Origin of the sequence: Fusobacterium sp. JB019 (genome assembly GCA_030673965.1) — a bacterium.
GTDB lineage: Bacteria > Fusobacteriota > Fusobacteriia > Fusobacteriales > Fusobacteriaceae > Fusobacterium_B.
Window position 1 is genome coordinate 402,138 of record JAUTCN010000002.1, and the last position, 12,880, is coordinate 415,017.

The 12,880-nt window shown below is 26.7% G+C and carries 14 protein-coding genes; 2 read left to right on the forward strand and 12 right to left on the reverse strand.

Annotation, left to right across the window (positions count from 1 at the left end):
* Positions 1-92: 92 nt before the first annotated feature.
* From nfsB to Q7K47_02175, 6 genes are all read right to left on the reverse strand, one after another.
* Positions 93-746 carry an oxygen-insensitive NAD(P)H nitroreductase gene (gene nfsB, locus Q7K47_02150; GenBank protein ID MDP0506008.1) on the reverse strand — a complete coding sequence of 218 codons (654 nt, stop codon included), beginning with the start codon at positions 744-746 and terminating at the stop codon, positions 93-95.
* 143 nt (positions 747-889) lie between these two features.
* Entirely contained in the window at positions 890-1,315 is a 426-nt protein-coding gene (locus tag Q7K47_02155; GenBank protein ID MDP0506009.1) for an Rrf2 family transcriptional regulator, read from the reverse strand.
* Between the two features lie 83 nt (positions 1,316-1,398).
* Positions 1,399-1,884, reverse strand: coding sequence for a MarR family transcriptional regulator (locus tag Q7K47_02160; GenBank protein ID MDP0506010.1), 486 nt, complete (start codon positions 1,882-1,884; stop codon positions 1,399-1,401).
* Between the two features lie 157 nt (positions 1,885-2,041).
* The gene (locus Q7K47_02165) at positions 2,042-2,647 is read right to left on the reverse strand and encodes a hypothetical protein (protein ID MDP0506011.1); all 606 of its coding nucleotides are present in this window, start codon (positions 2,645-2,647) and stop codon (positions 2,042-2,044) included.
* A 193-nt stretch (positions 2,648-2,840) separates the two neighbouring features.
* Positions 2,841-3,374 carry a hypothetical protein gene (locus Q7K47_02170; GenBank protein ID MDP0506012.1) on the reverse strand — a complete coding sequence of 178 codons (534 nt, stop codon included), beginning with the start codon at positions 3,372-3,374 and terminating at the stop codon, positions 2,841-2,843.
* Positions 3,375-3,500: 126 nt separating this feature from the next.
* On the reverse strand, positions 3,501-4,052 hold the full coding sequence (locus Q7K47_02175) for a cyclase family protein (GenBank protein ID MDP0506013.1): 552 nt from the start codon (positions 4,050-4,052) through the stop codon (positions 3,501-3,503).
* Between the two features lie 161 nt (positions 4,053-4,213).
* On the opposite strand from Q7K47_02175, the gene Q7K47_02180 reads away from it, so the two are divergent.
* Positions 4,214-5,521 (forward strand): MATE family efflux transporter, encoded by a 1,308-nt coding sequence (locus tag Q7K47_02180; protein MDP0506014.1) that lies wholly within the window; start codon positions 4,214-4,216, stop codon positions 5,519-5,521.
* A gap of 56 nt (positions 5,522-5,577) precedes the next feature.
* Here the strand turns inward: Q7K47_02180 and Q7K47_02185 are convergent, their stop codons facing one another.
* A complete protein-coding gene (locus Q7K47_02185) occupies positions 5,578-6,057 on the reverse strand; it encodes a TIR domain-containing protein (GenBank protein ID MDP0506015.1) in 480 nt (159 codons plus the stop codon).
* Between the two features lie 147 nt (positions 6,058-6,204).
* On the opposite strand from Q7K47_02185, the gene Q7K47_02190 reads away from it, so the two are divergent.
* Entirely contained in the window at positions 6,205-6,522 is a 318-nt protein-coding gene (locus tag Q7K47_02190; protein ID MDP0506016.1) for a hypothetical protein, read from the forward strand.
* A gap of 38 nt (positions 6,523-6,560) precedes the next feature.
* Here the strand turns inward: Q7K47_02190 and glpQ are convergent, their stop codons facing one another.
* The 5 genes from glpQ to Q7K47_02215 all read right to left on the reverse strand — a co-directional run bounded on the left by glpQ (position 6,561) and on the right by Q7K47_02215 (position 12,863).
* Positions 6,561-7,646, reverse strand: coding sequence for a glycerophosphodiester phosphodiesterase (gene glpQ / locus Q7K47_02195; protein MDP0506017.1), 1,086 nt, complete (start codon positions 7,644-7,646; stop codon positions 6,561-6,563).
* A 197-nt stretch (positions 7,647-7,843) separates the two neighbouring features.
* Positions 7,844-8,221 carry a YccF domain-containing protein gene (locus tag Q7K47_02200; GenBank protein MDP0506018.1) on the reverse strand — a complete coding sequence of 126 codons (378 nt, stop codon included), beginning with the start codon at positions 8,219-8,221 and terminating at the stop codon, positions 7,844-7,846.
* Between the two features lie 117 nt (positions 8,222-8,338).
* Positions 8,339-9,709: a TolC family protein gene (locus tag Q7K47_02205; protein ID MDP0506019.1), complete on the reverse strand. Its 1,371-nt coding sequence runs from the start codon at positions 9,707-9,709 to the stop codon at positions 8,339-8,341.
* 13 nt (positions 9,710-9,722) lie between these two features.
* Positions 9,723-11,675 carry a MacB family efflux pump subunit gene (locus tag Q7K47_02210; protein ID MDP0506020.1) on the reverse strand — a complete coding sequence of 651 codons (1,953 nt, stop codon included), beginning with the start codon at positions 11,673-11,675 and terminating at the stop codon, positions 9,723-9,725.
* A 12-nt stretch (positions 11,676-11,687) separates the two neighbouring features.
* A complete protein-coding gene (locus Q7K47_02215; protein MDP0506021.1) occupies positions 11,688-12,863 on the reverse strand; it encodes an efflux RND transporter periplasmic adaptor subunit in 1,176 nt (391 codons plus the stop codon).
* Positions 12,864-12,880 lie beyond the last annotated feature (17 nt).

The following is a 12,880-nucleotide window of genomic DNA, read 5'->3' on the forward strand; positions in this document are numbered from 1 at the left end:
TAATTAATAATTAAACGGAGTGTAATGTTAACGCTCTTCACCTCGAGTATATAACTAGTATAATGTTTTGTCAAATGACTTCTAAATGTTTTTTATATTCTTTCTATTATTGTTTCTTTTGCTAATCTTGATTTAGGTAATTTAGCATTAAAGTCATCTTCTGAATGATACCCTATAGATACAACTACACACGAAGTAAATCCTTTTTCTCTTAATTTAAATTCTTCGTCTAATACGTTAAAATCAAAACCTTCCATAGGAATAGCATCCAAACCTAAAATAGCTACTCCTAACAAAAATTGCCCTAAATTTAAAAACACTTGTTTTTCTGCCCAATGTTCTATATCTTTAAGCTCATATCTATGTTTATTCACAAAAAAACTTCTCCCTGAATGTTGATCTAACTTTATTTGTTTTTCTGAAAATCTTCCATCTTTATCTTCTTTTTCTAAAACTTCTAGCAAATACTTTTCATCTACATCATGCCTTCCACAAAATACAACTACTGCACTTGCATCTAAAACTTTTTCTTCATTAAATTTATAAAAACCTGCTGCTGATTTTGCAATTTTTTCTTTTCCTTCTTTAGTTGAAGCTAATATAAAATGCCATGGTTGTGCATTAGTAGAAGAAGGTGATAATTGCAATAAATTTTCTACCATTTCTATTTGTTCTTTTGATAATTCCTTATTTGGAATAAATTTCTTAGTAGAAAATCTTTTGTTTAAAATATTTAATAGTTCCATATATTTCTCCTTTTAGTTAATAAAAAATAAAAAATACCAGTTGTAACTTTTCTTGTTACATCAGTGTACCACACAAGAGTTGTAATGTCAATTGTTACAACTCAAAAAAATATAAAAAAAATGCAGATATCAATCCGCATTCTTTATATATATTGTTTTGTCTCATCAAATAACATTTGTAAAGTTTTACTTTTCATCTTATCGGTCATCGCTTCTTGAATTTCATTTAAATGAGAATCAAGAATTGTATGAATATTTTTACCCAATGGACAATCGCAATTAGGGTTCATGTGAAAATTAAAAAAATTTTCTTCAACTGCTTGAATTGCATTAAATATATCTAGTAAAGTTATATCTGATAAATCTTTTTTTATTTTCGTTCCTCCAACTCCTGCTTTAACCTCAACTAAACCTGCTTCTTTTAATTGACCTATTAATCTTCTTATTATTACAGGATTAACATTTGTACTCCCTGCAATAAAATTAGATGTTACTTTTCTATCCTTTGAAAATGCTGCTATACACAGCATAGTTTGTATTGCTATTGTAAATCTTGATGTTATTTTCATATATATTCCTCCCATAACTAATGTTATCAGACACAATATATAATGTCAAGTTTAAGACTTCTATCTTAATAATCAATTTAATTTTACACTTCTTTTTTATTAGCTGCTCTTTCTCTTAAAAAATATTCATCTACATCCAATAAAAATTTAATTATAGTCTCAATTTCTTTTTCACCATATTTATCTAAAAGTTCTTTAATTTTATCATATATATCCGAGTGATAAACTTCATGACTATCAAAGGCTTTTTTCCCTTTTTCAGATAACACTAACACTATTTCTTTTTTATTAACTGGATTATTTTCTTTAATTATATATCCTTTTTTATGCATCTTATTTACAAATTTAGATGCAGCCGCTTTAGAAATTTCCATAAAATTTGATAATTCTGTTAAATTTACCCCTTTGTTAACTCCTATATAATAAATTGTATGTATTTCACTAGAAAACAATTCCTCCCCTGTACCAAACTCTCTAGGAATCTTAGATGCTGCAACTGCCTTCCCATGAACTTTCATAAATAAATCAGTAATAACTTTCTCTTTTCTTTCTTTACTCAATTGGCTCATCTCTTCCCCCTACTTTATATAAAATACATTTCGTTTACTTTCTTAAGTTGTTTAATCCTAACCCTTACTAACTATAAAGTCAAGTTTTTTTTGTTTTAAAACAACAAAAAAAAGCATCATAGGATGCTTTTTTTTATTATCAATATTATCTCTTATTTTATTTCATTACTTTATACATATGACCATCTTCACCACGTATCATCATATACATTTTTCCATCTTCGCCTCTCATCATCATTTGACCATCTTTAGTTTTTATTGGTTTAACTTTTCCATCTCTACCTTGCATCATCATCTTACCATCTTGTTCTTCTAACTTATAAATATTCCCATGTCTATCCTGCATCATTCTATGCATTCTTCCATCTTTATCCTGCATTAACATTTGACCATTTTTACTCTTCATCATATACATATGACCGTCTCTACCTTGCATCATCATTTGACCTTCTTGCTTCATCATTTTGTACATTCTTCCGTCTTGTTCTTGCATCATCATATGCATTCTTCCATCTTTATCTTGCATCATCATTTGACCATTTTTATTTTTTAACATGTGCATATGCCCATCTCTATCTTGCATCATCATATGCCCATCTTGTTTCATCATTCTATACATTGTTCCATCTTTACTATCCTGCATCATCATCTTACCATCTTGTTTCATTACTTTATATTGAGAATGTGATTGGGCAAAACTAGCAGAACACAAAGCTACAAAAACACCTAACATTAAAATTTTAAAATTCAATTTTCTTTCCATAGTTTATAACCTCCACTTTAAATAAATAATGATTAAATAGAGCGTAATATTAACACTCCTTACTTCGAGTATATAACTAGTATAAAGCTTTGTCAAATAACTTATCTTTGTTTTTTAAATAAAAAAACAAAGAAAGCACCCTTATGGGCGCTTTCAACATTTTGTTAATTACTATCTAATTTTAAATTATTAATTAATAACCTTTTTTCATCATTTTTTTACCTTTTCTTTTTGCCATTTCATTTGCTTCATCTTTCATGTTTTCTTGCATTTGTTTATTGTTTCCTCTTATAACTTCATATATTTTACCATCTTTTTCAGCCATTTCATACATTTTTCCATCTTTATCTTGTATCATCATTTTTCCATCATCGCTCATCATTTTATGCATTTTACCTTTTTTATCTCTCATCATCATTTGACCATTTTGCTCTATCAAAATCATATGTCCATCTTTTTCGATTTTTTCATACATTCTACCATTTCTTTCAACTAGCTGATACATTTTCCCATTTTTGTCTTGTATCATCATTTTTCCGTCTTCTATCATCATTTTATGCATTTGGCCTTTTTTATCTTGCATCATCATTTGGCCTTCTTGTTTAACCATAACATAAGCTTCACTATCTTTATATTTTGGTTTTGCTTGAGCTCCTAACCCAACAGAAAACATAGCTACAAAAACACCTAACATCAAAATCTTAAAATTATATCCTTTTTTATCCATCGGCAACCTCCAACTTTAAAATAGATAGCAACTAACCTTTTTTAATTAGGGTGAGCGTCCAATAACACTCTTAACTTGAGTATATAACCACTTTTCTCCTTTGTCAACTCAAAAAAATATTTGAAGTTATATTAAACTTTCTATAAAAACGGGAATCGCTGTAGCCTCCCTTGATTGAGACCATCTCAACTTTAAATTTAAAATTTCAGAAACTTTATCTAAGTTATTCATATTCTCCACTATAAAAGTTCCTTTGCTTTCTGCATACTTATCAATTTTTATATGATTTTCTCCTAATTGAATAGAATGGAAATCTATTCCTATTAATTTCACTCCTATTCCTATTAATTTATCAACCAATTCATCTGTTAAATAAGGAGCTTTTTCAATAGAAAAATAGCTATCACTCCCGTAACCAAATTTTTCCATGTATCCAGTTCTAAAGATAACAAAATCATCCTTCCTTATGGCTTTATCCTTTAAAATTTCTATTCCTATTTTTTCAATATTTCTAACATCCAAAACTATTCCTCTACACTCTTTTAGAGAATCATCTAATTTAGTTTTATAATAAACATCTATATGTGTACCAACATGTTTTGCCTGCTGCTCTTCTTGCTTTTCTGCCCATTCTCTTAATTTTTTTGGCATTTCTATAACTTTTAAATGTAAATTCATTTATCCTCCTTTTTATTTTCCCCATATAATTATATCAAGTAAAATAATAAAATTAAAGCAAAACCTAGTCATATCTTTACAAAAATAGTATAATGTTTATGTTTTGACCAACAAAACATTCAACAACTAAATAATTATTTCACTGTTAAGAAAGGACTACTATGAAAATTTTAAAAAATGAAAGACTCAGAATGTATTTTGTATTATTGTTAACATTATTTTTACCAACATTATATTCAACCTTTAGAATTTTTTGGCTAGGAAATATACCTAGTGATTCAGGCATAAATATAGCATCTCAAATAAGTTGGATTAATTTAATTTTTGAATCTGTTAGTGAAATGTTATTATTGCCTTTATTTTATATTATTGGCAAATCTAAATCTAATTTAAAAGATTTAGAAAATAAAATAACTACTGGTATAATTTTCTCTTTAACTATATACCTATTTATTATTATTATAATTAATCTTAACTTAGAATCTCTTCTCAATTTTATGTCCCAAAGAAAAAATTTAATTTCTCAAAGCATGATTTATATCAGACTAGAACTAATATCTATCTTGTTTGATGTTATTTATAATTTTATGATGATTTTTTTAATCAGCTTAAACAGCATCAAAAGAATATTTAAATTATTAATCTTAAAGACAGGTTTAAATATTTTATTCGATATATTGTTTATCAGTAATCTAAATCTATCTTTTAATATAGGAGTAAACGGAATTGCTATTAGTAATATTTTAAACAATTTTATTTTGTTGATAATTATAATTATTATGCTTAAAAATATGAATATCAATATTCTTAAATTTAAAAAAATTGAATTTAAATGGATTTTAGAATGGATTAAAGTAGGTAGTTTTTCAGGAATAGAATCTGCAATTAGAAATTTAACATTTATATTCATTATCTTAAAAATGATGAATATGATTTCAAATCAAGGAAATTTTTGGATAGCTAATAATTTTATTTGGGGTTGGCTATTAGTACCTATTTTAGCTTTAGGAAATTTAATTAAAAAAGAAATTTCAGAAAATTATAATGATCTAAATAAAAGATTAAAAGACTATTTTAAAACAACGTCTTTTATTATCTTCTTTTGGATAATCACCATACCTTTTTGGAAATTATTTTTAGAAAAAATGATGAATGTACAAGACAGTGAAAATGTTATTAAAATTATTTTCACATTATTAATTTTTATGATAGTTTTCTCTTATAATAATATAATCGATAGTGTCTTCTATGCTTTAGGTAGAACAGACTTAATGCTAATTCAATCTTTATTTGTTAATATTGTTTATTATAGTTTTATTTTAATTTTATATAAATATGGAACTATAAAATTATCAGTTATAAATATTTCTTTAATATTTGGTACCGGAATTTTAATAGATAGTCTTTTAACTTTTTATTTATTTTTATACTCCATTAAAAGTAGATCTTTATTAAAAAATTATAATTAATTAAAATATAGAATCCTCTTTTTATAAGAGGATTCTATTTATTCTAAATCTTTTTATTAATCTAAATCTTCTAAAGTATAATTTTTATTATCTCCTTTTTCACTATAAGCTTCATGATATGATGGCCATTTTTCTAAAGCTGTTCTCAACTCTTTTTCTCCAAAAGCTATATGAAGAGAAAGAGCTTTATCTATCATAATAGGGCATCTTTCCTCATCTATTTTATCTTTACCATTTAAATTAACTGCTATAATAGGAAGATCCGCATCAATTGCCAACTGAATTTCATATTTAATATATTTGTGTAGATATTTCGTCTTTTCCCCAATTAAAACAACCAAAACTTTTGCATCAATCATTTTTTTGCTTACCATTCTTTCCATTTCTTCTGCATCTTCAGAACAACTTTCATCAGAATAACAAGCATCATAAAAATTAAAATCAAAATTATCATTTTCGTTCCATGTTTGCATTAATTCATACATAGGTATATCCTCTGCGTCAAAACAAACATATGTTTTATTTCTACCTTCCATATCTATTTCCTCCTTTATTAAATATTGATATAATTTTATCCTACTCCCCCTATTAACAAATGTCAATGTTTTTGAATAAATAACTTGACTTAATTAAATATAGGTATATAATTAACAGCGAAATTATATATAAAGGATGTGAATTAAATGCAAAAAATATTAATATTTATATTTATTTTATCATTAAATTCTTTTTCAATAAATATTCCAGAAAATATTGAAAAAAACATTGGAGAATGGATAGAAAAAACCTATCCCACTACTTCTCCTATAGATACTCAGGGTCTTTCAAATAAAAATTTAATGTATTCTAAAGAAATAGAATCTTATAACTGGCTTGAAGAAAATGTTAATTCTATAGAAGATAAAAACATCTACAAAAAGATAAAACATTTATATAATCCTAATATCTATGGGTATACAGCTCTAAAAATAATATACTCCCAAGAAAAAAAGAACCTCTAAAATAATTTTAGAGGTTCTTTATAAATTAATATCTATATTTATTTGCTTTGAACGTATTTAACACCTAAATCAGGAAAATCTGTAAATAATCCTGTTGCATTTGCTTTATAAAGTAATGTTTCATACATTTCATTTACATTATCAAAATAATTTGGTAACGCATCTTTTCTTACTGTATAAGGATGACATTCCATTCCTGAAGTTTTAATATATCCTGCCATTGGAGTTAATTTCACATGACCTTTAGTTGAATTTTTGTCATCTATCATCATATACCATCCTGGACCAATTCCATCTGCATATTTAGATATTTCTTTCATAGCACCTTTTTCAAACATCCAGCTATAATCATAATTTACCCATTCACCCTTTGAATTTTTTTCTTCTGTTTCATGCCAATCAGTATAAGCAACTAATTGAACTAGTTTTAAATTCATTCCCATTTCAGGTAATAATTTTGTCTTTACACGTTTTAGTTCATTATAGTCAAATGTTTGGAAATAAACAGGACTATCTTTAGTTGTATAACCATATTTTTTTAATACTTCTAAAGTTGCTTTTGCAATATCCTTTCCATTTTGATGATGGAACCAAGGAGCTTTTATTTCAGGATAAATACCAACTGTTCTTCCTGTTGATTTTTCTAATCCTTGAATAAATTCTAATTCTTGTTCAAAAGTATGAATTTCAAAATGAGATTTCCACATTGGGAATCTATCTGGATACACTTGTACTTGTTTACCATCAACAGTTTTAAAATTTTCTGTCATTGATAATGTTTGAATTTCTGCTAAAGTAAAATCTACAACATAATAACGACCATCTTTTCTTGCTCTATTTGGAAATTTTTTAGCTACATCTGTTAAACCATCTAAAAAATGATCATGAATAACAACTAGTTTATCATCCTTTGTCATAGCTAAATCTTGCTCTAAATAATCTGCTCCTTCAGCAAATGCTAAAGCTTTTGCTTCCAAAGTATGTTCTGGCAAATATCCTGAAGCACCTCTATGAGCTATGATAACTCTATCATATTCTTTTCCACTAGATGCTGTCACTGCATTTGCAACTGTTCCAATACTACCAAGTAACGTTAAAACTAATAATGTTTTTTTCATTTCCATATCTCCCCTCCTATTTTTGTAAGCCCATTTTTAATTTTACTCCTTTCTTTGCAAAATTTCAAGTATTTTAGGCCTTTTTATACTAAAATAAAAGTAAAGGTCTCATTAAAGGACAGAAACTTAAAATAACATTTATTTTGAAAATAAAAAAAAAGACCATATAATCTTTATAACTATATAATCTTTTCTTAATTTAATTATCTTCCTTCTACCAAAGCATACTTATATGGATTAAAAGCTACTCTCACAAGCTTAAAATTTTGTAATCCCATAGGAATTCCAACTATAGTCAAACATAAAGATATTCCTGATATAATATGTCCTACAGCTAACCATATACCAAATAATATTATCCAAAAAAATGCTGATATTGGTCTTAACTCACTTCCTAAATGCCTTTTCAATGTAACATCCTTTCCAAAAGGACTTAATGTTGCTCTTGCCATTTCAAAACATCCGCTGGCAAATGGAATAGTTACTATAAATATGAAGCTTAGTATCCCTGCTATAACCCAGCTTAATGATAAAACTAAGCCTCCTAAAAATAACCATATAATATTTAATAATGTACTCATTTATTTTCCTTTCTTTTTTTATTTGCATTCTATCTTACAACTTTTTGTTATTTTTTTCAAGAAATTTTTTAATATAAAAAGATCCTGCTAGAAAACTAACAGAATCTTTTATTTTATTTATTTAGAAGAAACAGTTAGTTTTCCTCCCATACTTTGATAAATTTTATTCTCTGCTTCTATTATTTCATATTTTCCCTTTATAATATCTAACTGAGAAGATAATTTAGTATTTAAAGAAGTAAGCCAGTCATCAATTCCAAGGCTTCCATTTTTATATTTATTCTCATAATTTTTAGCTATCGTCTCATTAACCTTTCCTATTTTTAAGGCATTATTATAATTTTCTAATTCACTTATATATGCAAAATAATTATAATCTATAGAGTTTAAAGCTTTTGTTATTCCTTGTTCAAAGTTTTCCTTAGCTTCTAAATAAGAGGCCTTATCTGTTTCTATTCCCCATTTTACTTCATTCCAGTTTAAGAATGGAAGGCTTATACTTATCCCCCCTAATCCCACTGGAGATTTTAAAGTATTTTTTATCTTTTCACTGCTAGAAGTTAGACTAGAACTTAAAGTTATATTGGGATATATTTGTTTTTCACTTGATCTTGCATTTTTAAACATACTTTTTAATCTGTATTCATAAGCTTTTATGTCAGGACGATTCCCTATTGCTTTAATAGGAACATTTAAATCCACACCTATATTTTTTATTTTATCCATTTTCTTAGGAGTAATTTTTAATTTCTTATCTGGTTTTAAATTCAAAAGATTTCTCATTAAGCTCTCTTGTTCTTTCTTTTCCTTTTCATAACTTAATAAACTATTTTTACTTTCTAAGATTTTTCTTTTAGCTTCTTCCTTATCAGAACCATCTAAAACTCCGTACTTATATTTATCAGATACCATTTTTTCTATCTTCTCATAATTTTTGATCATATCCTTGCTCACAAGAATGTAATTTTCAAAATAAATTATTGAAAAATAAGAATTAATTATATTGTTTATTAATACTAATTTTATTTCTTCATAATCTTGAATAGTCGCTTTATATTCCCATTCCTTTGAATCCTTCATATCAGAGAGTCTTCTCCATAAATCTATTTCATAATCTATTCCTATTTTTCCAGTGTGACTTAAAACTGAACTTTCTCCATTTTTTATATTTTTAGATGCTGATGAACTAAGGGTTCCACTAAATTCAGGAACTAAATCACTTCCAATTATATTTGCCTTATATAGAGCCTTATTTATACCTATAGCTCCTTTTAATAAATCTTTATTATTTTTCAAACCTAATTCTATTAAATAATTTAGATTTTCATCCTTGTATTCCTTCCACCACTCACTATTAATTTCATTATTTTTTGATATTTTAGTATACATCTCTACTTTATTACTTGTATTTTCGTAATCTTTTTTCAAATTATTACATCCATTAAAAAAAATTGAGGTCATTAATAAAATAATTATTTTTTTATTCATATTTCTCCTTTTATTATTCTCTAGAAAGGGCATTTATAGGATCTAATTCAGATGCATTTTTTGCTGGTAAGTATCCAAATAATATCCCTATTATTGTTGAACATAAAACTGATATAATTATTGAAGCATAAGAGAATATCATTGTAAATCTATCTGTTAACATATTGAATAAATTTCCAAACCCTACTGATAACAAGACTCCAATAGCCCCTCCAATAAAGCAAAGTAAAATTGCTTCAATTAAAAATTGTTGAAGAATATCTCTTTGTTTTGCTCCTATGGCCATTCTAATACCAATTTCCTTAGTTCTTTCTGTAACTGAAACTAGCATTATATTCATAACTCCTATTCCCCCAACAACTAATGATATACAAGCTATACAAGCAATCAAAAGTCTCATTGCATTAGTTGTGCTTTCAACTGTCTTTTTCAAAGTATCTATATTCATTATAAAGAAATCTTTCTTCCCATGTCTTATTTTTAAAATATTAGTTACATTTTTTTCTGCTATTTGCATATCAACTTCATTTTTTATCTTTAAAGTTATGGAATTTATACGATTATCCCCTGTTATTTTATTCATAACAGTTGTATAAGGAGCATATAGAACCAAACTACTTGAGTTCATTGAAATATTACTATTTGCTATGGCTGTACCCACTATTTTTAAAGGTTTTTTATTATAAATTATTATTTTCCCAACTGGATTTTCATCTTTAAAAAGTTCTTCCTTTGTATTTTCATCAATTAATACCACTTGAGCATTTTTTTCAACATCCTCTTCAGCAAATTTACTTCCTTCACCTATACTAAGCCCTTTTATTTGAAAATAACCTTGTCCAACTCCTCTCAAAGTTGCATCAAGAGCTTTATTTTTATATGTTAAGATTCCAGTGTCAGCTGTATTTGGTGTGATACTTTCTATATAAAATTGTTTCTCCAAATACTCAGCGTCCTTTATTGTTAAATTTTTTTTAGCATATCTATCCCCTCTTCCAACTCCGTTATATACATCAAGGGTATTTGTTCCTAAGGAATTAATATTTTCAAGAATCTTTTGTTGAGATCCATTTCCAAGAGCAACAACACAGATTATAGAAGCTATCCCAATAATTATTCCTAACATAGTCAGTAAAGAACGCATTTTATGAGTCACTATGGCATTTATTGACATTTTTAAAGATTCAGATATTTGACTTTTATAAAAATTTATCTTATCTTTTCTAGTTTTCTCATGTTCTACTTTTTCAGCTAACTCTTCACAATGATCTATTTCTAATTTTTTATTTGTAGAATCTTTATATATTTCTCCATCTTTTATTTCTATTATTCTATTTGCATAATTTGCAATATTTTTATCATGGGTAACTAATATAATAGTATGTCCTTCCTTATGAAGATTTGTTAAAATTTCCATTACCATCTCTCCACTTTTAGAATCCAAAGCTCCTGTGGGTTCATCTGCTAATATTATTTCTCCACCATTCATAAGAGCTCTTCCTATTGAAACCCTTTGTTGTTGTCCACCTGAAAGTTCATTTGGTTTATTCTTAGTTTTATTTCCTAAATCTAATTTTTCAAGAAGTTCAATAGCATTTTCAGTTCTTTCTTTTTCACCTAAACCAGCATAAATTGAAGGTAGAGCTACGTTTTCAACAGCAGTTAAACTTGCTATTAAATTATATCTTTGAAAAATAAATCCAAACTTTTGCTGCCTTAAAAATGAAAGTTCATTCTTTGAAAGTTTTATAGTCTCTCTTCCATCTATTATATAAGATCCATCTGTAGGTTTATCTAAGCAACCTATAATATTCATAAGTGTAGATTTCCCAGAACCTGACTGACCTATAATAGATATAAATTCACCTTTTCTTATTTCTATTGAAACATCCTTTAAAACATGTACTTTATTTTCACCTTCACCAAAATATTTGTTTATATTTTTTAACTCTATTAATTTAGACATATTTCATCCTCCTTAGAATCTTGGCGGACGAGCTAATTTACCTACTTCTCCAGCCTTTCCTTCAGCTACAATTACTTTTTCTCCCTTTTGAACTCCACTTTTTATTTCCACGTTTATGTCATCTTTTATTCCTATTTTCACTGATCTTTTAACTGCCTTTTCATCTTCTAATATTCTTACAAAATATTTTCCATTTTCTTTACTAAGAGCTATTGAAGGAATAATTAAAACATTTTTTACTTCCTTTATTTTTATAGTATTTGTAGTTGTCATTCCAATTCTTAAAATATTATCTTCATTATCAACAATTACATTTGCGTAATAATAAACTGCATCTGTATCACTTACTGATTCTTGATATTCGTCATCTGTTAAAGTTGTTGAAGCTGGATCTATTGAACTTATTTTACCCTTATATATTCTTCCTGGAACTGATAAAATTGTAAATTCAACATCTTGTCCAACTTTTAATTTTGTTATATCTCCTTCAGATATCTCTGGTTTTATAAGCATCTTATCCAAATCTGCAATTTGAACTATTGTTGGAGCTGTTTGACTACTATTTACTGTCTGTCCTTCTGATACAGGAATTGAAATTATAACCCCATCAATTGGAGAAAGAATTGTAGTATAAGAAAGATTTGTCTTTGCTGTTTCAACTTCTATTTTTGCTTGTTTTATTAGCTCTTCAATTTCCTTCAAATCACTCTTTGCCCCATAATATTTTTCCTTTGCACTTTCATAGTCATCTTGAGAAATTGATTTTAATTTATATAATTTTTTTGATCTCATATATTTTGAATCTGCAACTTCTAAAGCTATTTTTTTACTTTCAAGTTGTGATTCATATGAAATTAGTTGTGACTTTGATTTTTCAAGTTCATTTTCTTTTGTTGTGGAATCAATTATTGCTATTAAATCTCCTTTTTTAACTTTTTCTCCTAAGGTTACATTTAATTTTTTTATTTCACCACTAACTTGAGCTCCAACATCTATTCTATTGTTGCTTCTAACTGTTCCTGTAGCAATTACACTCTCACTAACAGTTCCAACTTTTACAGGCTCTGTTAAAAATATAGATTTTTGTTCCTTATTTGAAAAAATACTAAAAGTAACAATCACCAAACCTAAAACAACTATCAAAATCGATATTTTCTTTTTACTCAGTTTAAATTTTTCAAATTTCATGTTTTTCTCCTTTTAAA

Coding starts and splice junctions, on each gene's coding strand:
- nfsB (MDP0506008.1), bottom strand. CDS start 746: ATGGAACTATTAAATATTTTAAACAAAAGATTTTCTACTAAGAAATTT.
- Q7K47_02155 (MDP0506009.1), bottom strand. CDS start 1,315: ATGAAAATAACATCAAGATTTACAATAGCAATACAAACTATGCTGTGT.
- Q7K47_02160 (MDP0506010.1), bottom strand. CDS start 1,884: ATGAGCCAATTGAGTAAAGAAAGAAAAGAGAAAGTTATTACTGATTTA.
- Q7K47_02165 (MDP0506011.1), bottom strand. CDS start 2,647: ATGGAAAGAAAATTGAATTTTAAAATTTTAATGTTAGGTGTTTTTGTA.
- Q7K47_02170 (MDP0506012.1), bottom strand. CDS start 3,374: ATGGATAAAAAAGGATATAATTTTAAGATTTTGATGTTAGGTGTTTTT.
- Q7K47_02175 (MDP0506013.1), bottom strand. CDS start 4,052: ATGAATTTACATTTAAAAGTTATAGAAATGCCAAAAAAATTAAGAGAA.
- Q7K47_02180 (MDP0506014.1), top strand. CDS start 4,214: ATGAAAATTTTAAAAAATGAAAGACTCAGAATGTATTTTGTATTATTG.
- Q7K47_02185 (MDP0506015.1), bottom strand. CDS start 6,057: ATGGAAGGTAGAAATAAAACATATGTTTGTTTTGACGCAGAGGATATA.
- Q7K47_02190 (MDP0506016.1), top strand. CDS start 6,205: ATGCAAAAAATATTAATATTTATATTTATTTTATCATTAAATTCTTTT.
- glpQ (MDP0506017.1), bottom strand. CDS start 7,646: ATGGAAATGAAAAAAACATTATTAGTTTTAACGTTACTTGGTAGTATT.
- Q7K47_02200 (MDP0506018.1), bottom strand. CDS start 8,221: ATGAGTACATTATTAAATATTATATGGTTATTTTTAGGAGGCTTAGTT.
- Q7K47_02205 (MDP0506019.1), bottom strand. CDS start 9,709: ATGAATAAAAAAATAATTATTTTATTAATGACCTCAATTTTTTTTAAT.
- Q7K47_02210 (MDP0506020.1), bottom strand. CDS start 11,675: ATGTCTAAATTAATAGAGTTAAAAAATATAAACAAATATTTTGGTGAA.
- Q7K47_02215 (MDP0506021.1), bottom strand. CDS start 12,863: ATGAAATTTGAAAAATTTAAACTGAGTAAAAAGAAAATATCGATTTTG.